The sequence below is a fragment of the Streptococcus porcinus genome, assembly GCF_901542335.1.
GTDB lineage: Bacteria > Bacillota > Bacilli > Lactobacillales > Streptococcaceae > Streptococcus > Streptococcus porcinus_A.
Genome location: NZ_LR594036.1, coordinates 1,980,851 through 1,999,492, shown reverse-complemented (window position 1 = coordinate 1,999,492; position 18,642 = coordinate 1,980,851). Strand labels below are relative to the sequence as shown.

Here is an 18,642-nt window from a genome sequence, read left to right as displayed (position 1 = left end):
AACATTTAATTAGTAAGAATAATTAAATGTTTTTTTGTGGTCATTTTTGCTATTCTTTTACGAATAACTTATAATAGAGAGAATAAATTTTGTAGAGAAAAGGATAAAATCTAATGAAAATTCGTGGTTTTGAGTTAATTACGGAATATGCTGACGCTGCTCAGCTATTACCCAAAAGAGAAACAAAACATGCGGCAGGTTACGATTTAAAAGTAGCCAAGGCTACAGAGATTGGCCCAGGTGAGATAAAACTAGTTCCAACCGGTGTGAAAGCCTATATGCAAGCAGGGGAGGTTCTTTATTTATATGATCGCTCATCAAATCCTCGCAAAAAAGGCTTAGTATTGATTAATTCTGTTGGGGTTATTGATGGCGACTACTATAATAATGATAATAATGAGGGACATATTTTTGCGCAGATGCAAAACATTACTGATCAGGTAGTCTCCCTAGAAGTCGGTGAACGGATTGTTCAAGCAATTTTTGGCCCCTACCTTCTAGCGGACGACGATCAGGCAGATGGTGTTCGTACAGGTGGATTTGGTTCAACAGGTCACTAAGAAGCCTCTCAGTAAGGAAAGTATATATGGCTAAGAAAAAAGCAACATTTGTCTGTCAGGAATGTGGTTATCACTCTCCCAAATATCTAGGACGTTGTCCCAATTGTTCAGCCTGGTCTTCATTTGTAGAGGAAGTTGAAGTCCAAGAGCTTAAGAATGCGCGTGTTAGCCTAACGGGTGAAAAGAGTCGCCCTGTAAAGCTAAAAGATGTTGATAATCTTAATTATTCCCGTACTCAGACCAACATGGATGAATTTAATCGAGTTCTTGGTGGAGGAGTCGTTCCAGGTAGCCTTATCCTGATTGGTGGAGATCCGGGGATTGGGAAGTCAACCTTACTCTTGCAAGTTTCGACTCAGTTGGCTAATAAAGGAACAGTTTTATATGTGTCTGGAGAAGAGTCGGCAGAACAGATAAAATTGCGAAGTGAACGTTTAGGGGAGATTGATAATGAATTCTATCTCTACGCCGAGACCAACATGCAAGAGATTAGGATTGAGATTGAGAAAATTCAACCTGATTTTTTAATTATTGATTCCATTCAAACCATTATGAGTCCTGATAGCTCAGGTGTTCAAGGGTCTGTTAGTCAAGTTAGAGAAGTAACAGCGGAACTCATGCAATTAGCGAAGACTAATAATATTGCGACCTTTATAGTTGGGCACGTTACTAAAGAAGGAACCATAGCAGGACCAAGAATGTTGGAACATATGGTGGATACAGTCCTCTATTTTGAAGGTGAACGTCATCATACCTTTAGAATTTTAAGGGCTGTTAAAAATCGTTTTGGCTCGACCAATGAAATTGGTATTTTTGAAATGCAATCAGGTGGGCTGGTTGAGGTTATTAATCCTAGTCAAGTTTTCCTAGAGGAACGCTTAGACGGTGCCACAGGTTCAGCTATTGTGGTCACTATGGAAGGTAGTCGCCCGATTTTAGCAGAGGTTCAATCTTTAGTAACCCCAACTGTTTTTGGTAATGCTAGGAGGACAACAACAGGGCTAGATTTCAATCGAGTTAGTTTGATTATGGCTGTTTTAGAAAAGCGCTGTGGTTTGCTGCTACAGAATCAGGATGCCTATTTGAAAGCTGCTGGAGGCGTTAAGTTAGATGAGCCGGCTATTGACTTAGCTGTGGCTGTGGCCATTGCTTCAAGTTATAAGGAACTGCCAACCAATCCTCAAGAGGCCTTTCTAGGAGAAATTGGTTTGACGGGTGAGATTAGACGGGTGACTCGTATTGAACAAAGAATTAATGAAGCAGCTAAGCTTGGATTCACCAAGATTCATGTCCCTAAAAATGCTTTACAAGGGTTAGATATTCCTAAAAATATAGAAGTTGTTGGTGTATCCACGGTAGGAGAGGTTCTTAAAGCTGTTTTCTCTAAAGCTTAGAAATAATAATGTCAGTGCTATTACCTTATCTTCAGTCTCCAAAAATTATTGGTAATGGGAAATGAATCAGGGTTAAATACTTAGAGTTTTTAAGTTTAAAATGATATGATGTCACAAACTGGTAGTTTATCGCTACATTTACTAAGGAGAAATTATGTCATATTTTAAAAGTTTTATGGCAGCTAATAGTGCCTATGTTGAACTTCATGGAACAGCTCACCTACCACTTAAGCCTAAAACGCGTGTTGCTATCGTAACCTGTATGGATTCTCGCTTGCATGTTGCCCAAGCTTTAGGGTTAGCACTTGGTGATGCCCATATTTTGAGAAATGCTGGCGGTCGTGTGACAGATGATATGATACGATCTTTGGTTATTTCACAGCAGCAAATGGGAACGCGTGAAATTGTGGTATTACATCATACGGACTGTGGTGCTCAAACATTTACTAACCAAAGCTTTGCGGAACATATCCAGCAAAAGCTTGGAATAGATGTATCAGGTCAGGATTTCTTACCTTTCCAAGATGTAGCAGAATCAGTCCGAGAAGATATGCGTGTACTGCAAGAATCTCCGCTGATTCCAGATGATGTTGACATTAATGGAGCTGTTTATGATGTTGATACTGGTAAAATGACGCAAGTTTTTTTAAAATAAATAATAGCTAGGAGAACGCAAGTTTTTCTCTTCCTTTAATATGGTAATTAATATTTTAATTATAGACTGTGAGAAGAGTGTTATTTAATGGCAAGACTCACCTTGTTGCTTGGAGTAGGACCCCTACGTTAGCTTGTAGCTATATCTTTTATCTCTACAAAGGATAGGATAATCGATGAGCATTAAAAATTGTTCTCAATAATTTGACGATATCATTTTAATCAGTCTGCATAAGACTGATTTTCTTCACTCAGGCCTATAAAATGTGCTATAATAGATGTGATTTGAATCATTCATTAGTATATTAAATCAAAAAACAAGTTCAACTTTAGTGTTGCTTGTTTTTAACTGACCCTAATGATGTCTAACAGGAAGAGGAGAAATAGAATGTCTAAACCAATTCGTGTGCGCTATGCACCAAGTCCAACAGGGTTATTGCATATTGGTAATGCCCGTACCGCACTCTTTAACTATCTATATGCCCGCCATCACGGTGGTACTTTTATTATTCGTATTGAAGATACTGACCGCAAACGCCACGTAGCAGATGGCGAGCGCTCCCAGCTTGAGAACCTTAAATGGTTAGGTATTGATTGGGATGAAAGCCCTGAAACCCATGCAAACTACCGTCAGTCAGAACGTCTTGAACTCTATCAGAAATATATTGATCTTCTTTTAGAAAAAGGCTTAGCCTATAAATCTTATGTCACAGAAGAAGAACTAGCTGCAGAACGTGAACGTCAAGAGGCAGCTGGCGAAACGCCTCGATACATTAACGAGTTTATTGGCATGTCTGAAGAGGAAAAATTAGCTTATATCGCAGACCGTGAATCCCAAGGCATTATCCCGACAGTTCGCTTAAAAGTCAATGAGTCAGGTATCTACAAATGGACTGACATGGTTAAAGGTGATATTGAATTTGAAGGTGGTAACATCGGTGGTGATTGGGTTATACAGAAAAAAGATGGCTATCCAACTTATAACTTTGCCGTGGTTGTTGATGACCATGACATGCAAATTTCACATGTTATCCGTGGAGATGACCATATCGCGAATACTCCAAAACAATTAATGGTTTATGAAGCCCTCGGTTGGGAAGCACCTGCATTTGGTCACATGACCTTGATTATTAATTCTGAAACTGGGAAAAAGTTATCCAAACGTGATACTGACACTCTCCAATTTATCGAAGATTACCGTAAAAAAGGCTATATGCCTGAGGCTGTTTTTAATTTTATTGCGCTTTTAGGCTGGAATCCTGGTGGGGAAGATGAGATTTTCACACGTCAGCAGTTAATTGATCTTTTTGATGAAAATCGCCTTAGCAAATCACCAGCTGCCTTTGACCAAAAGAAAATGGATTGGATGAGTAACGATTATCTGAAAAAAGCTGATTCTGCCAAAGTCTTTGACCTTTGTAAGCCTTTTTTGGAAGCTGCTGGTCGTTTAACGGACAAAGCTGAAAAATTAGTGGAACTTTATCAACCACAATTGAGATCGGCTGATGAAATCGTGCCTTTAACAGATCTCTTCTTTAGTGATTTTCCTGAGTTAACAGCAGCTGAAAAAGAACTTATGGCTGGCGAAACAGTTCCGACAGTCTTGAAAGCCTTTAAGGAAAAATTGGAAGCTATGTCAGACGAAGAATTTCAACCTGAAAATATTTTTCCGCAGATTAAGGCTGTTCAAAAAGAAACTGGCATTAAAGGGAAAAACCTTTTCATGCCAATTCGTATCGCTGTCTCAGGTGAAATGCATGGACCAGAATTACCAAATACCATTTATCTTCTTGGTCGTGAAAAATCAATTGAACATATCAATAACATGCTTTAAATCAGGACTGTTGACTTTTTGTCAATTCTAATGAGTTAAGACTTAGAGAGGACCAATCAGGTCTTCTCTTTTTCTCTTTAAGACTAGTTAATTATGAAGTAGCTGTAATGATATCGTTAGTTATATATATCAAAGGTTGATAGAAAATTTTCTATCATAATTTTTTTTGTAACAGACTTATAAAGAGGATATTTTAAGTTTCTATTTGTTTAGAGATGTTTTGGACAGAGCTTTCTAGATAAGCAATAAGACAATTTTAGGAGTAGTTGCTGAAAGTAATATCTGTTTTTGAAATATTTGTAATAAAAAAGGTATAATTCTTGAGAACTATATATGATAGAATATATGGGTTACATAAATAACGAGGAAAGGAAGTCCAATGACGCCCATTCAGTTACTAGGATTTCAACTATCTATTATAGTGTTTTATTTTTCTGAGATTAGTGTTCTGAGTTTTTTTTCAGATTTAAAACTTTCTTTTTGGAAAAAAATGTTGATTACAGCAGTTGCTTTATTCTTTAATCAAGTGCCTGTATTAGCTCCGCTCTTAATTGATCCTTTGCTCTTTTGGGTAATCTTAATTATACATGGGTACCGTGTGTTCAGCTATCGAACCTTATATCTAGCGTTGGCTCCTAGTGTCTTTGTAGATTTGGTGTCACGCTTTTTAGCCTCTTGCTTGATTCCTTATCTTTTTCAGATACATGTTCAGGTGACAGATCATTTGTGGATCAATTTGTTGGCTTATCTTTTGCTCTTTCCAAGTCTCCAACTGTTTTCATATTTGATTGGTAAGGATTATAAAAAAATATATGAAAATGAACATTCTGAAGATGCTAAACGATTTGTTGCGATTATGCTGATTTTTATCTTTGCTTACTATATTGATATTTTTCTAATTTTAGGTTTTGAAGATCCATTTCTGTTTTATCTGTATCCAAATAGTCTCCCTCGATCCTATCAAATTTTTTATCTGACATTTTCGATAATTTTTTTATTTTTGCTAGCTTATTTTAATCGCCTCTCTAAGCTACATTTAGAAAGAGCATTGAGAAGAGAAAAAGAGAACTACATCGAAAATTTAGTGCAGTATGGTAATCATTTGGAAAAGTTGTATAAGGAAATTACCGTTTTTAAAGATACTTATTTTAACAAACTAGTTATTTTAGGGAAAACTATCGAAGCAGAAGATATTTCCTTAATCCGAAATGTCTATGAGTCTACGGTTACAGAAGCTAGAGAATATTGGGATGATAAGCACTATAATATTTCAAAATTGAGTAATATAGGCATGCCTTCTATTAAGAGTCTCTTATCGGCAAAAATTATAAAGGCTGAAAAATTAGGGATAACAGTTAATCTAGAGGTGCCAGATTACATTAATAATACTTATATTTCTCGTTTCGACCTCTTACTTCTCATATCTATTTTCTGTGATAATGCTATTGAAGCTGCAATTGAGTCAGCAGCTAAAACAATCACTATTGCTTATTTTAAATCAGAGGGGAAACAGATTTTGGTTGTTGCAAACTCCTGTTTAGAAAAGCGAGTTAATATTAATCGGATTTTTAAAGAGGGAGTTTCAACAAAAGGTAAAGGACGAGGAATCGGATTAGCTAACGTTTTAAACATCGTACAAAAATACTCTAATCTAAGTTTAAGTACTCAAAGTAAGGATTATACTTTTCAACAGCTCATAACAATTACAAAAGAAAGCGGAGTCTAAATGGTGAACAATTTGCAGGTTATTCTGTTTTGTTTTATTGTGTTTATGGCAGATTGGTTCATTTTTCAAAAATGCACTAGTATCTCATTATCCCTATATAAAATTTCTGGACTTTTTATTATTTTTTTAATTTTAAACTTTTTGACAGCTAGCTTTATTATGGTAGATCCGATATTGTTAGTGCTTGTTAGCTACTTTGTTCACCCGAGTAAAAGATGGTCAGAACATATTTTTTATGGTTTTTTTTCGGTCATGCTTGTAGAAGTGGTATTTCGAGTAATATCAGGGATTATTTTACCTATTGTGACTGGTTTGACGGGGGACAAGATTGTTTCTAATTTTACGTTACTAGAGTTTTCCTACCTATTAATTCTTCCAGTAGCTAATCTTTTTAATTTTATGTTTGGATTTAATTTTAACCTGATAAGGTTTATTTCCCATAATAAACTTAAAACATGGTTAATCGGTATGAATTTTGCTATGGTGGCCTATTATTTAATCATTCACTTTTTTGCTCATTTTGACACAGTTTATCAATCCTATTTCTTAAATTATCGAACTTTATTTATTTTTATTTATTTAGTTATTATGATGACTGTGGTTATAAAATTAGACCGCTTTGCTAAAGATCAACTAAAAGCTGAAATTAGACAAGCGGAAAGAGAGAGGGTTCTTTATTTAGAAAATTACAATAATCATATTGAGCAACTCTATCGTGATATTCGAACGATAAAACATGATTCTGAAAATATTATGATTAGTTTAAAAGATAGTATTGATCGTGGCAATCTTGCTGATATTTCATATGTTTATCGTAATATTGTTAGAGAATCTGGCAAAGCTATGGAGGTTTTAGGACCAGATTTCAATTCTTTAGGAAACATAAAAGAAGCTGTTATTAAATCATTGATTAATGCAAAGTTACTTGAGGCAAAGCAGCAGGAAATTGATGTTTATCTAGAAATTCCTGATACTATAAGTGAAAACTATATTGAAATATTAGATTTAGTACCACTTTTATCAAAATTATTCGATCATGCGATTATGACAGCAAAAGGTAGCAGAAGGCCGTTTATCTCAGTTGCCTATTTCTATCAGGGTAAGAAGCAGTTTTTCATTATTGAAAATAGTACAAAAGTAAAGAGAGTTGACATCAGTCAATTATTTGACGACAATAGAAGAAAGTCTGAAAGTGAAATGTCAGAAAGTTCGGTCTATATTTTTGACATACTAGCTGACTATCCCAAAGCAGTTTTTTCCTCAAAAAGTGATCATTACCGCTTAAGACAATGTTTAGAAATGGATGATTAGAATGAATATTTTTATATTAGAAGATGACTACATCCAACAAGGTCGGATTGAGTCTATCATTGAAGAGATTTTAAAAGAGCAGAAAATAACGAAATCATATATGGAGGTTTTTTCAAGTCCTAAAAAGCTCCTAGATAGCATTCATGAACGTGGGGAACATCAACTTTTTTTCTTGGATATTGATATCAATGGTGAAACAAAGAGAGGCTTAGAATTAGCGGCAGAGATTAGGAAGTTAGATACTAATGCGATTATTGTCTTTGTTACAACGCATTCTGAATTTGCTCCTATTTCATTCAAATATAAGGTTTCAGCCCTTGACTTTATTGATAAAGCTGTTGATAATGTCCAATTTAAAGAACAAATTCAAGAATGTATCCTCTATGCGAGACAAATGATGTCAAGCCATGAGACAGAGGAGGTGTTTTTGTTTGAAACACCTCAAACTCGTCTTCGATTGCCCTATAAAGATATTTTGTATTTTGCTACTTCAACAACTCCTCATAAAGTTTGCCTTTGGACTCAGACAGAACGTTTAGAGTTCTATGGTAATTTAGCAGAAATTCAAGAAGTTGCTCCTAAGCTATTTCTTTGTCACCGTTCTTTTTTAATAAATTTGGAAAATGTAGTGCGAATAGACAAACCGCGTCAATTGGTGTACTTTGAAAATGGAGATTCCTGCCTAGTTTCGCGCTTAAAAATAAAGAATTTAATTGAACAATGGGAATTACTTACCTAAAGAAGTTAAAAAGTTAACATTTCAGGACGAATTTTTGACATTTTAGGAAAAATAACTCAAAAAACTGTATTTTTATTTATAATAGTGTTATAGATAAAGACTGAAGTCGTCTCAAATCATGAAGTTATTCCCCAATTCAATCAAAATATTGTTTTCTCTCTCTCTCCATAAAAACAAATAGTATTTTTGATTTAACTTTACTGATGGTTACGACTAAAATTTGTCTTTGTTTGGATATGAAACTGATTTTATCAGTGAAGCCTAGAGTATTCTAGGCTTTTTCTTTTCTTATCATTCTTATTTCAGAACAATCAGATGGTAAACCACTTCTCATGGCTTACAATTATGGTAATCATTTTTAAATAATTACTTTCTTATCAGTGAAAAATTAGATAATTTTGCGATTAACTAATCACCTATTGTTAGGAAACTTAAAATGTAAAAACATTTTTATTTTTCATGTATTTTAGGATAAATATGCAACATTTCCCTAGCCAACCTAATTCAAAAATCTACCTTCTTTTAAAATGAAAGTTAATCAAGGCTATGAAAGTAAATTACACTGTTTAACAATTAGACATAGAGGAAAAGGTAGATAGCCCTCTTTTAAGCCTGAAATGAATAGAGTTGAGGCTTTTTTGTTTTTTATGGTATAATGATACTAATTTAGATAATTGGAGTTAAGTTTTGAAAAAATCCTATCGTGTCAAGCGTGAGAAAGATTTTCAAGCCATCTTTGGTGGAGGGGAAAGCACAGCAAATCGAAAATTCGTCATCCATTTTTTAGAAAAAAAACAAGCCCACTTTAGAGTGGGAATTTCGGTTAGCAAACGCCTTGGCAACGCTGTGACCCGAAACGCAATCAAGCGAAAAATTCGCCATGTCCTTATGGAATTTAAGAATCATCTTAAAGAAGATGATTTTGTTGTGGTTGCAAGAAGAGGTGTTGAAGATTTGGATTATCAGGCTTTAAGACAAAATTTAAAACATGTCTTAAAACTAGCAAAATTACTCGAGGAAGGTTTTGAAAGTGAAAAAGAAAATTAAAATAGCAGGATTGCTTCCTCTGGCAATCTTACTCGTTGCATGTGGGAGAAATGATATTTCTGCCCACTCCACAAGTGGCTGGGATCAGTTGGTTTATTTTTTTGCCAAATCTGTACAATGGTTATCCTTTAATGGATCCATTGGTGTAGGAATTATTCTCTTTACTATCTTGATTCGCGTCTTGCTTATGCCTTTATTTAATATTCAAATTAAATCAAGTCAAAAAATGCAAGATTTACAGCCTGAACTCAAAAAAATTCAAGCTAAATATCCAGGGAAAGACAGCGAAAGTCGCATGGCATTGGCAGACGAGACGCAGGCTCTATATAAGAGTAACGGTGTTAACCCGTATGCAAGTTTATTTCCGCTTATTATACAGATGCCTATCATGATAGCCCTCTTCCAAGCATTAACAAGAGTTCCTTTTCTTAAAACAGGTACTTTTTTATGGACAGAGCTCGCGCAACATGATCACCTGTATATTTTACCTATCCTGGCAGCGCTCTTCACTTTTTTATCGAGTTGGTTAACCAATCTTGCGGCTAAAGAAAAAAATATGGTTATGACAGTAATGACCTATATGATGCCCGTGATGATTTTTTTTATGGGATTTAAGTTAGCTAGTGGGGTCGTTCTTTATTGGGTAATTTCAAATGCCTTCCAAGTTTTCCAGTTACTCTTGTTGAATAATCCGTTTAAAATCATCGCTGAAAGAGACCGTCAAGCAGCAGAAGCGAAAGAACGTCGTCTTAGAGAGAGACGAGCGCGCAAAAAAGCATTAAAACAAAGAAAATAATAGGGAGTATTTTTTATGGCCTTATATACAGGTAAAACAGTTGAAGAAGCGATTGAGACAGGCTTAAAAGACTTGCAAATTCCGCGCCTAAAGGCACATATCCGTGTTATCTCTAAGGAGAAAAAAGGATTTTTAGGGATTGGTAAAAAGCTTGCGCAGGTTGATGTTGAAGGAATTAGTGATAAAACCGTTTATAAAGCTGATAAAAAGGCTGTTCGTGGGGTGCCCGACGAAATTAACCGTCAAAATGCACCAGTTGTTAATCCAGAACAATTGACTAGAGAAGGTATAAATAGTCCAACCGGAGATGACAAGACAGATTCTTTAGAAGCCTCAGTCACTGACAGAGATCTAGCAAATCAAGCTCGAAGTGTTAAAATAGATCAACAAATAGATGACTCGCAAAACAACTCTGTTGCTACAGAGACTTCATTGGTGGAAGAAAACGAAGATGCAGTTGAAATAAACCATAACCAAGCAGATGCTTCTTTTGAAGCTTTTGTGACGAGTGACTTTTCAGAGAACACTACCAGTAAGGATATCGAAAAAGCAACTGAAGAAGTCGCTGACTATGTGACAAAGATTATCTATGAAATGGATATTGAAGCGACTATTGAAAAGAGTTACACGAGACGTCAAATTAATCTAAAAATTGACACGCAGGAAGCTGGACGCGTAATTGGTTATCATGGAAAAGTTTTAAAATCGTTACAACTTTTAGCACAAAACTTTTTACATGATCGCTATTCAAGGAACTTTTCAGTTGCCTTGAACGTTCATGACTATGTTGAGCATCGGACTGAAACCTTGATTGATTTTACTCAGAAAGTAGCTAGTCGTGTACTTGAAAGTCGAGAAAATTACACAATGGATCCGATGAGTAATAGCGAGCGCAAAATTGTTCATAAAACAATTGCTAACATTGAGGGTGTGGAAAGTTTTTCTGAAGGAAATGATCCTAATCGTTATGTGGTTGTTAGTATTGAAAGTTAAATCAGTGATAAAAGCTCTAAGTGTCTGAGAAACTTAGAGCTTTTTTGATTAATCAGAGTCCTCTATCAGTTTTTTAAACCATCATAAGAGAGATAGCTAGAGCCTTCCTGGAAGTTAGTAGAAAAGACAATAAAAGCTATATCACAACCTTGTCATCAAAAACAAAAATAAGAAATAGACCTTGACAAGGGACAGGATATATAATAGAATATTAAGGTATGTTTAGTAACTGATATCACAATAGCCGGCTAAACGAATACGAAAATCTATGAGGAGGTATTCACTGTGAAACGTACTTATCAACCAAGTAAAATCCGTCGTCAACGTAAACACGGATTCCGTCACCGTATGTCAACAAAAAACGGACGTCGCGTGCTAGCTAGCCGTCGTCGTAAAGGGCGTAAAGTATTATCTGCATAATTGCGAATACAATATAAAATCAAACCAAGAGTGCTCGAGACTCTTGGTTTTTTTGCATCTTGAAAATACTTTCAAAAGAAGGCGGAAATGTTAAATTTGCGAAAGTATTTTCTAAATGGCTCTAAACTATTGAAAACGCTTTTATTGTTGTTATAATAAGGATTGTGAACGTTCTCTAAAAAAACAAAAAAAGGAGAAAAGATGCCAGGTTATATGACAAAAACAGGGTTTTTAAGACAAATTAAAGATGGCATTATCATCTCTTGTCAGGCTTTGCCGGGAGAACCTCTTTATAGTGAAGAGGGAGGGGTGATGCCTCTGATGGCAAAAGCTGCCCAAGAAGCAGGAGCTGTTGGGATAAGAGCTAATTCTGTTAGGGATATTAAAGAAATCAAAGAGGTCACTGACTTGCCAATTATTGGTATTATAAAAAAAGATTATCCTCCTCAAGAACCCTTTATAACGGCCACTATGAGTGAGGTGGATCAACTGGCTGCACTTGAGATTGCTGTCATTGCTTTTGATTGTACTCGTCGTGAACGCTTTGATCAAAAAAGTATTGAGCAGTTTATCAAAGAAGTTAGAGCGAAATATCCTCATCAGTTATTAATGGCTGATATCAGTACCTACGAAGAGGGGATTCTAGCTTATGAGGCGGGGGTTGATTTTGTAGGAACAACTTTATCTGGCTATACCTCTTATAGTAGACAAGAAGATGGACCGGATTTAGAGTTGATGGCTGATCTCTGTAAAGAAGGAATTCCTGTTATAGCTGAAGGGAAGATACACACGCCAGCTGATTTGAAAAAAGTTCACGAGTTGGGGGTTGCTGGCATTGTTATTGGCGGTGCCATTACTAGGCCAAAAGAAATTGCTCAGCGATTTATAAAGGTCTTGAAATCGTAGCGTAGAAAGGGATTGCTCGTGCAGAAACATCTAATAAAAACAAAGCAAGATTACCTTGGTTATTTATTTATTGGTCCGCAGATGCTTTTAATGTTGATATTCATCCTTTATCCTGTTATTAAAGGATTTAAGATGAGTTTATACTCTGTTTATGGGGTGGATTCTTATTTTGTCGGGTTTGAGAACTTTAGCCACCTTTTGCAAGATACAGTCTTTGTCAAATCAATTTTAAATACTGTTTTCTTTGTTGTAGCTATTGTCATATTGACAATCTTATTTGCTTTATTTGTCGCAACGACTGTTTATGACAAAAATAGTAAATACGTCTCTTTCATTCGCGGTGCCTATTATTTACCCGTTATGGTTTCAATGGTAGTTATGAGTATTGTTTGGAATTTCTTGTTAAACCCTTCAAATGGTTTGATTAGTTTTTACTTTGAACATTTTGGAGTAGGACACCTTAACCTTTTAGGGAATACAAAAACTGTAATGCCAATTATTGTCTTTGTGACCTTTGTGGGAAATGTTGGACAAGCAATTATCCTCTATTTGGCCACCATGATTGGGATTTCTCAAGACTATTTTGAAGCGGCTCAATTAGATGGTGCCACGAGGTGGCAACGGATTCGTCATATTATTATTCCTTTGGTTAGACCAACGACAGCATACTTAGTCGTTATTAACATTATTGCAGTTCTGAAAATTTTTGTTGTTATTCAACTGTTAACCGGTGGAGGTCCAAATAATGCTTCAGTTACAATGATGTATTATCTTTATCAGAATGCTTTTGTTTACAATAATACAGGGGTAGCTGCGGCAATTGGTGTATTAATGTTCTTGATTGCTTTGTTATTAAGTGTTCCTCAATTGCGATCATTTATTAAAACAAACTAGTGGGAGGTGTTTGTGTGAAAAAATTAAAGCGCATGGAGGGATTTGATTTAATTACTAATATCATCGTCTTTATATTGGCTATTTTGTTTTTACTGCCTCTGTTTTGGTTACTAACTAATACTTTTAAAACCTCCTCAGGAATCTATCAGATGCCACCTGATATTTTGCCCAAACAGTGGTACTTAGGAAATTTAGCTGAACTCTTTAAAGGTCAGCCAACGTTAAGGTGGATTTTCAATAGTTTTGTTGTTTCGTTTATGACAGCTCTATTAAGTGTCTACATTTCAGCTCTTGCAGCCTACGGTTTTTCTAAACTTCACTTTAAAGGAAAAACAGTTTTCTTTATTGTTGTTATTGCTTCAATCATGATTCCAAAGGAAACTTTTATTGTCCCTCTATTTGATATTATTGAAAAATTACACTGGGTAGATACCTATCAGTCCATGGTTGTTCCGAATTTAGCAACAGGTTTTGGAACCTTTATGCTCTATTCCTATTTTAAAGTGATTCCAGAATCTATTCGCGAATCAGCAAAATTAGATGGTGCGAGTGAATGGACTATTTTTACCAAGTTGATGTTACCTATTGTTAAGCCAGGGATTGGTGCCCTCTTCATCTTGAACTTTGTCACTGCTTGGAATGACTATTTATGGCAACTATTAATGGCTCGAAGTAAGGAGATGAAAACTTTAACTATCGGTGTTGCAAGTCTTCAACAAGATATTAACCCTAATATCGGCTTAAAGGTAGCTGGGGCAGCAATTGCTGCGCTTCCAATGCTTGTAATTTTCTTTTTGTTTCAGCGATTTTTTATAAAGGGAGCTACTGATGGTGCCCTAAAAGAATAAAATTTTTACTGGCTTTGCTGCTAAGATGTCTATCTATTTTGAAAGGAAAAAAGTATGAAAAAGAGTATTTTACGCTTAGTAACCGTTGCACTAGTCCCTCTGCTTGGGTTGACAGCTTGTTCTACAAAAGAAGCTGATAAAAAGAAAAAAGACCAAAATGAAATAGAAGTTTGGTTAACCCCACAATGGAAAGGAACTTATAAAGGGGATGAAAAAGGAGCGGATTATGATAGTTTCTTTAAAACAGCCGCTAAAATGTATGAAAAAGAGCATCCCGGTAAAAAAATTTCTATTCAAGTTATTCCTGGTGAAGAGCGTGATAGTAAATTAAGTGTGGCGACACAAACGAAAACTTTGCCTGATATATTTTTCGAATCAACTTTCGCTATCTCTGACTTAGCTCATCAAGGATTACTAGCACCGCTTGATGCCACTATTGATCATAAAAATAAAGCTGATATTTCTAAATCGGTCTGGGATAATGTGACAATTAACCATAAAACCTACTTTTATCCATTTGCTCAAAATCCAGGAATGCTAGCTTACAACGCTGAAATGTTTGAAAAAGCGGGTCTTCAAAAATATATTGCCGATAAAGATAAGATCGCTAATTGGTCTCTTGATGATTTTCAAACGATTTTGAAAAAATTGAAAGAAAGTGATATTCATGCCACACCGTTAGGCTTCTATGCTAAAAATAATCAAGGTGATACTTGGACCATGATGTATTTAAGAATGTATGGAAGTAGCTTCTTTGATAAGTCAGGGAAACTCAACGTGAATGATAAAAAGGGTATCGAAGCTCTAGATTATATCAAGGAATTAAATGCTAAAAAAATGATTACCTCTGGTGCAGAATCATTAACAAGTAATGATGTCAATGCTATGTTCCAAAATAAGAAGATAGCAATTAGTTTTACCAACGCGGTATTGTATAAAGGGATGCTTGACAGTATGTCAGCAGGAACAGTCAATAAATTTGATGCACGCTTAGCCAATATTCCAAGTATAGATGGACCTAAGTCATTCACATACGTTTTAGGATCAGCAGTCTTTAATACAAATGGTGATAAACGACAAAAACTAGCAAGAGATTTTGTTAAATATTATTCTGAAAATAAAGAGTTAGTTAAAGCAAGTATGAACTTTATGCCTGTACGGAAATCACTGGTTGAGCAAGAAAAAGCAAACCATCCAATGCTAGAAACTTATATTAATAATGATCAGTATGTTATTAACTTTTCTAATAATACGTCAGGATATGTAGAAGTTAGAAATGCCTTGTTCCCAGAAATTCAGGCTGTATTAACTGGTGAAAAAACTTCAAAAGAAGCTCTTGATACGTTTGTAGAGAAAGGCAATAAGGCTATTTCTCAAGGAATAAAGCGCTCAAAAATCCTAAACGATAAATAAGAAAATAATAAGGTTTTGGACACTGTACTGATTAATGGCTCCATGATAATCTCATAAAGTTTAAGATTAAGTTAAAATTTTCGTGGAAATAGGGATAAATCAATAGCATTAGCGGAAGTTTTCAGCTAGTTTTGGAGTGTTAGGTGTGAGAAAATACAGGAAAGGAGTTGGCGATGCCATCAGGAAAATTAGTCAAATACCAAGGAGTAATTCCGGCGTTTTATGCTTGCTATGATAAGGAAGGTCAAATTGATCCTAGAGCCGTTCAAGCACTAACAACTTATTTTGTTAAAAAAGGTGTTAAGGGCTTATATGTTAATGGTTCTTCAGGAGAATGTATCTATCAAAGTGTAGAGGACCGAAAATGTGTTCTAGAGAATGTCATGGCAGTTGCAAAAGGAAAATTAACAATAATCAACCATGTAGCTTGTAATAACACTAAGGATAGCATTGAATTAGCAGAACATGCTGAGGGCTTGGGAGTTGATGCTATAGCAGCTATTCCGCCAATCTATTTCAAATTGCCTGATTATGCTGTTGCTGACTATTGGAACCGAATTTCAAAAGCAGCTCCAGCTACTGATTTTATCATCTATAATATTCCACAACTTGCTGGGACGGCTCTGAGCCCTAGTCTTTATCAAAAAATGTTAGAAAATAAGCAAGTTATTGGTGTCAAAAACTCATCAATGCCAGTTCAAGATATCCAGATATTTTCAGCTCTTGGAGGTGATAATCACATTGTATTTAATGGTCCTGACGAACAGTTTTTAGGAGGACGATTAATGGGAGCTGCTGCTGGTATTGGGGGGACATACGGAGTTATGCCAGAATTGTTCTTAGAACTGAATCATCTGATAGCAGAAAAAGAGTTAGAAAAAGCATATGAGTTACAAGGACAGATCAATGACATCATAGCGTTACTTGTATCGGGTCATGGGCACATGTATGCTATCATAAAAGAAGTTTTGCGTATTAATGAAGGGCTTGATATAGGCTCTGTTCGCTCACCTCTGACAGAATTAGAAGAAAGCGATTATAAAATATGTCAAGAAGCTGCTGCCCTTATTAGATTAGCTAAAGAACGATTTTGTGAAAGTCGGTGAGTAAAAATGACATTTTATTTAGCCATTGATATAGGTGGAACAGCAATAAAATATGGTTTAGTAACTGATCAGGGACAGCTTCTAAGAAAAGAAGAAATTCCAACGCAAGCTTCAAAAGGTGGACCAACAATCTTAGCTAAGGTCTTATCCCTAGTAGAAGACTATCACAATCAAGTCCCCCTAACAGGTGTAGCAATTTCTACCGCGGGAATGGTGAATCCTGAAAAAGGAGAAATTTTTTATTCAGGTCCACAAATTCCTAATTATGTAGGAATATCATTTAAAAAGTCAATCGAAGAGCAATTCAATATCCCATGTGAAGTAGAAAATGATGTCAATTGTGCGGGGCTAGCAGAAGCTATTTCTGGTAGTGCAAAAAATGCAAAAGTTGCCATCTGTTTAACAATCGGAACAGGTATCGGAGGATGCTTTTTGCTGAATTCACAAGTCTTTCATGGGAGCAGTTTTTCAGCTTGTGAGGTTGGTTATATGCGTCTTGATAATAATCAGTTTCAAGCTTTAGCATCAACGACAGCACTAATAAATGATGTTGCAAAAAGACATGGTGACCAGCCTGATGATTGGAATGGACGAAGAATTTTTGAAGAGGCAAAAGCTGGGAATCGGCACTGTATAGCAGCAATTGATCAATTGGTAGACTACTTGTGTCAAGGGATAGCTAATATATGCTATGTTGTGAATCCAGAATGTATTGTTTTAGGCGGTGGTATAATGGGACAAAAAACTTACTTATCCCCTAAAATCAGCCAAGCTCTAGAAAAGTATTTAGTTTCTAGTATCTCCCAAAAAACGAAAATTGTTTTTGCCAGTCACGGAAATAATGCAGGAATGATGGGGGCTTATTACCATTTTAAACAAAAGCAGAGAGTCTAATTTCATTTATAAAAAAGTTCTAAATAGGAATTTAGAACTTTCTGATTGAAGAAAAAGTCCATTTTGGACAATTTTCTTCAATCTTTTTTTATTATCATGAAAAACAAAAACTCTCATAAATATTGGAATATCAACATTTCTAAGAGTTTAATATTTTGTCATTTTACGTAAGTCTATTCAAACTTTTTATTTTTAGGAGTTTGTCTACGTTCTCAAAGTTCTAAATAGGAATTTAGAACTTTTTTACTTTATAATGGTGTTTTTGAAAATTTCCTCTTTCTGAGTTTTATTAATAGCTGATACATAAGCGTATATGATATCCATCATAATGAGGAGAGGAAATTGAGGCGAAATACGATTACCATAATTCAGTTTATGATTAGAAGCAACGGGAATAATGTCAATAGCTTTTGGGAATGTTTGATTACTGTTGGTTGTGAGGAGAATAGCTTTGGCTCCCTTTTGGCTGGCTTTGTCTAGGGCCTTAACAACAGACTGTGTTTTACCCGACAAAGAAAAGCCGAAGACAAGGCAGTTTTGATTGACAACACTATTAGCCCAAGTAAAACCATCTGTGTCAGAATAAGCATCACAAATTAAGCCAAGTCGCATAAAACGCAGTTTCATTTCTTGAGCGACAAGAGCAGAGCTTCCTTTTCCGTAGAAGTAGATGCGCTCTGCCTTGTCAAAACAAGTAGCTAGATCTTGGAGTTTAGCTTCATCCACTAAGTCGTAAGTTTTATTGATCAAGGCATCGTAATCAAATAGAACCCTCTTAGTTAATTCCAAATGAAAAGGTTGGAAATTGACTTTGGATTCTTGTAAGCTTTTGCTGTATTCAAAGGAAAAAGCCCGATAACCAGCAAAGCCACACTTTTTAGCAAAACGAGTCAAAGTTGATTGGGAGATATGTAATTGCTTTATAATATTAGTTGCCTTTAGATTTTGGTCATCTAACTCTGTTTCAATAAAAAAGGAGCCAATCTTTTTTTCTAGGTCTGTCATTTGGTCTAAAGCATCTTCAATTTGAGTGATCAAACGGTGGTCTTTGCGCATCCTATATCCTCCTGTAAACCTTACCAACTCAGTATACCATAAAGGACGTGC

General features: G+C 35.5%; 18 protein-coding genes. 17 read left to right on the top strand and 1 reads right to left on the bottom strand.

Annotated elements, in window-relative coordinates:
* Nucleotides 1-113 precede the first annotated feature (113 nt).
* From FGK96_RS09670 to FGK96_RS09590, 17 genes are all read left to right on the top strand, one after another.
* A complete protein-coding gene (locus tag FGK96_RS09670) occupies nucleotides 114-560 on the top strand; it encodes a dUTP diphosphatase (protein WP_138083343.1) in 447 nt (148 codons plus the stop codon).
* Nucleotides 561-586: 26 nt separating this feature from the next.
* Nucleotides 587-1,954, top strand: coding sequence for a DNA repair protein RadA (gene radA / locus FGK96_RS09665; RefSeq protein ID WP_138083342.1), 1,368 nt, complete (start codon nucleotides 587-589; stop codon nucleotides 1,952-1,954).
* Nucleotides 1,955-2,108: 154 nt separating this feature from the next.
* Nucleotides 2,109-2,609, top strand: coding sequence for a beta-class carbonic anhydrase (locus FGK96_RS09660; RefSeq protein ID WP_138083341.1), 501 nt, complete (start codon nucleotides 2,109-2,111; stop codon nucleotides 2,607-2,609).
* Between the two features lie 387 nt (nucleotides 2,610-2,996).
* Entirely contained in the window at nucleotides 2,997-4,442 is a 1,446-nt protein-coding gene (gene gltX / locus FGK96_RS09655; RefSeq protein WP_138083340.1) for a glutamate--tRNA ligase, read from the top strand.
* Nucleotides 4,443-4,821: 379 nt separating this feature from the next.
* Nucleotides 4,822-6,168 (top strand): GHKL domain-containing protein, encoded by a 1,347-nt coding sequence (locus tag FGK96_RS09650; RefSeq protein ID WP_138083339.1) that lies wholly within the window; start codon nucleotides 4,822-4,824, stop codon nucleotides 6,166-6,168.
* Nucleotides 6,169-6,327: 159 nt separating this feature from the next.
* Nucleotides 6,328-7,479 carry a histidine kinase gene (locus FGK96_RS09645; protein ID WP_232045821.1) on the top strand — a complete coding sequence of 384 codons (1,152 nt, stop codon included), beginning with the start codon at nucleotides 6,328-6,330 and terminating at the stop codon, nucleotides 7,477-7,479.
* Nucleotide 7,480: 1 nt separating this feature from the next.
* On the top strand, nucleotides 7,481-8,218 hold the full coding sequence (locus FGK96_RS09640; protein WP_138083337.1) for a response regulator transcription factor: 738 nt from the start codon (nucleotides 7,481-7,483) through the stop codon (nucleotides 8,216-8,218).
* Between the two features lie 687 nt (nucleotides 8,219-8,905).
* Nucleotides 8,906-9,265 carry a ribonuclease P protein component gene (gene rnpA / locus FGK96_RS09635; RefSeq protein WP_138083336.1) on the top strand — a complete coding sequence of 120 codons (360 nt, stop codon included), beginning with the start codon at nucleotides 8,906-8,908 and terminating at the stop codon, nucleotides 9,263-9,265.
* Nucleotides 9,249-10,061: a YidC/Oxa1 family membrane protein insertase gene (locus FGK96_RS09630; protein WP_138083335.1), complete on the top strand. Its 813-nt coding sequence runs from the start codon at nucleotides 9,249-9,251 to the stop codon at nucleotides 10,059-10,061. Before rnpA ends, FGK96_RS09630 begins: the two co-directional genes overlap by 17 nt.
* 15 nt (nucleotides 10,062-10,076) lie before the next feature.
* Entirely contained in the window at nucleotides 10,077-11,054 is a 978-nt protein-coding gene (jag, locus tag FGK96_RS09625) for an RNA-binding cell elongation regulator Jag/EloR (RefSeq protein ID WP_138083334.1), read from the top strand.
* 285 nt (nucleotides 11,055-11,339) lie between these two features.
* Nucleotides 11,340-11,474 (top strand): 50S ribosomal protein L34, encoded by a 135-nt coding sequence (gene rpmH, locus FGK96_RS09620; protein WP_000831903.1) that lies wholly within the window; start codon nucleotides 11,340-11,342, stop codon nucleotides 11,472-11,474.
* Between the two features lie 201 nt (nucleotides 11,475-11,675).
* Nucleotides 11,676-12,380 (top strand): N-acetylmannosamine-6-phosphate 2-epimerase, encoded by a 705-nt coding sequence (locus FGK96_RS09615; protein WP_138083333.1) that lies wholly within the window; start codon nucleotides 11,676-11,678, stop codon nucleotides 12,378-12,380.
* Nucleotides 12,381-12,398: 18 nt separating this feature from the next.
* Complete coding sequence (locus FGK96_RS09610; protein WP_138083332.1) at nucleotides 12,399-13,274, top strand: carbohydrate ABC transporter permease; 876 nt, start codon at nucleotides 12,399-12,401, stop codon at nucleotides 13,272-13,274.
* A 14-nt stretch (nucleotides 13,275-13,288) separates the two neighbouring features.
* Nucleotides 13,289-14,122, top strand: coding sequence for a carbohydrate ABC transporter permease (locus FGK96_RS09605; protein ID WP_138083331.1), 834 nt, complete (start codon nucleotides 13,289-13,291; stop codon nucleotides 14,120-14,122).
* 54 nt (nucleotides 14,123-14,176) lie between these two features.
* Nucleotides 14,177-15,535 (top strand): ABC transporter substrate-binding protein, encoded by a 1,359-nt coding sequence (locus FGK96_RS09600; RefSeq protein WP_138083330.1) that lies wholly within the window; start codon nucleotides 14,177-14,179, stop codon nucleotides 15,533-15,535.
* 173 nt (nucleotides 15,536-15,708) lie between these two features.
* Nucleotides 15,709-16,641 carry a dihydrodipicolinate synthase family protein gene (locus tag FGK96_RS09595; RefSeq protein WP_138083329.1) on the top strand — a complete coding sequence of 311 codons (933 nt, stop codon included), beginning with the start codon at nucleotides 15,709-15,711 and terminating at the stop codon, nucleotides 16,639-16,641.
* Nucleotides 16,642-16,647: 6 nt separating this feature from the next.
* Entirely contained in the window at nucleotides 16,648-17,535 is an 888-nt protein-coding gene (locus FGK96_RS09590; RefSeq protein WP_138083328.1) for an ROK family protein, read from the top strand.
* A 243-nt stretch (nucleotides 17,536-17,778) separates the two neighbouring features.
* On the opposite strand, the gene FGK96_RS09585 is transcribed toward FGK96_RS09590, so the two are convergent.
* Nucleotides 17,779-18,591, bottom strand: a complete 813-nt coding sequence (locus FGK96_RS09585) for a MurR/RpiR family transcriptional regulator (RefSeq protein ID WP_138083327.1) — start codon at nucleotides 18,589-18,591, stop codon at nucleotides 17,779-17,781.
* Nucleotides 18,592-18,642 lie beyond the last annotated feature (51 nt).

Coding starts and splice junctions, on each gene's coding strand:
- FGK96_RS09645 (WP_232045821.1), top strand. CDS start 6,328: ATGGTAGATCCGATATTGTTAGTGCTTGTTAGCTACTTTGTTCACCCG.
- FGK96_RS09650 (WP_138083339.1), top strand. CDS start 4,822: ATGACGCCCATTCAGTTACTAGGATTTCAACTATCTATTATAGTGTTT.
- jag (WP_138083334.1), top strand. CDS start 10,077: ATGGCCTTATATACAGGTAAAACAGTTGAAGAAGCGATTGAGACAGGC.
- FGK96_RS09595 (WP_138083329.1), top strand. CDS start 15,709: ATGCCATCAGGAAAATTAGTCAAATACCAAGGAGTAATTCCGGCGTTT.
- gltX (WP_138083340.1), top strand. CDS start 2,997: ATGTCTAAACCAATTCGTGTGCGCTATGCACCAAGTCCAACAGGGTTA.
- FGK96_RS09670 (WP_138083343.1), top strand. CDS start 114: ATGAAAATTCGTGGTTTTGAGTTAATTACGGAATATGCTGACGCTGCT.
- FGK96_RS09585 (WP_138083327.1), bottom strand. CDS start 18,591: ATGCGCAAAGACCACCGTTTGATCACTCAAATTGAAGATGCTTTAGAC.
- FGK96_RS09590 (WP_138083328.1), top strand. CDS start 16,648: ATGACATTTTATTTAGCCATTGATATAGGTGGAACAGCAATAAAATAT.
- FGK96_RS09600 (WP_138083330.1), top strand. CDS start 14,177: ATGAAAAAGAGTATTTTACGCTTAGTAACCGTTGCACTAGTCCCTCTG.
- FGK96_RS09660 (WP_138083341.1), top strand. CDS start 2,109: ATGTCATATTTTAAAAGTTTTATGGCAGCTAATAGTGCCTATGTTGAA.
- radA (WP_138083342.1), top strand. CDS start 587: ATGGCTAAGAAAAAAGCAACATTTGTCTGTCAGGAATGTGGTTATCAC.
- FGK96_RS09615 (WP_138083333.1), top strand. CDS start 11,676: ATGCCAGGTTATATGACAAAAACAGGGTTTTTAAGACAAATTAAAGAT.
- FGK96_RS09640 (WP_138083337.1), top strand. CDS start 7,481: ATGAATATTTTTATATTAGAAGATGACTACATCCAACAAGGTCGGATT.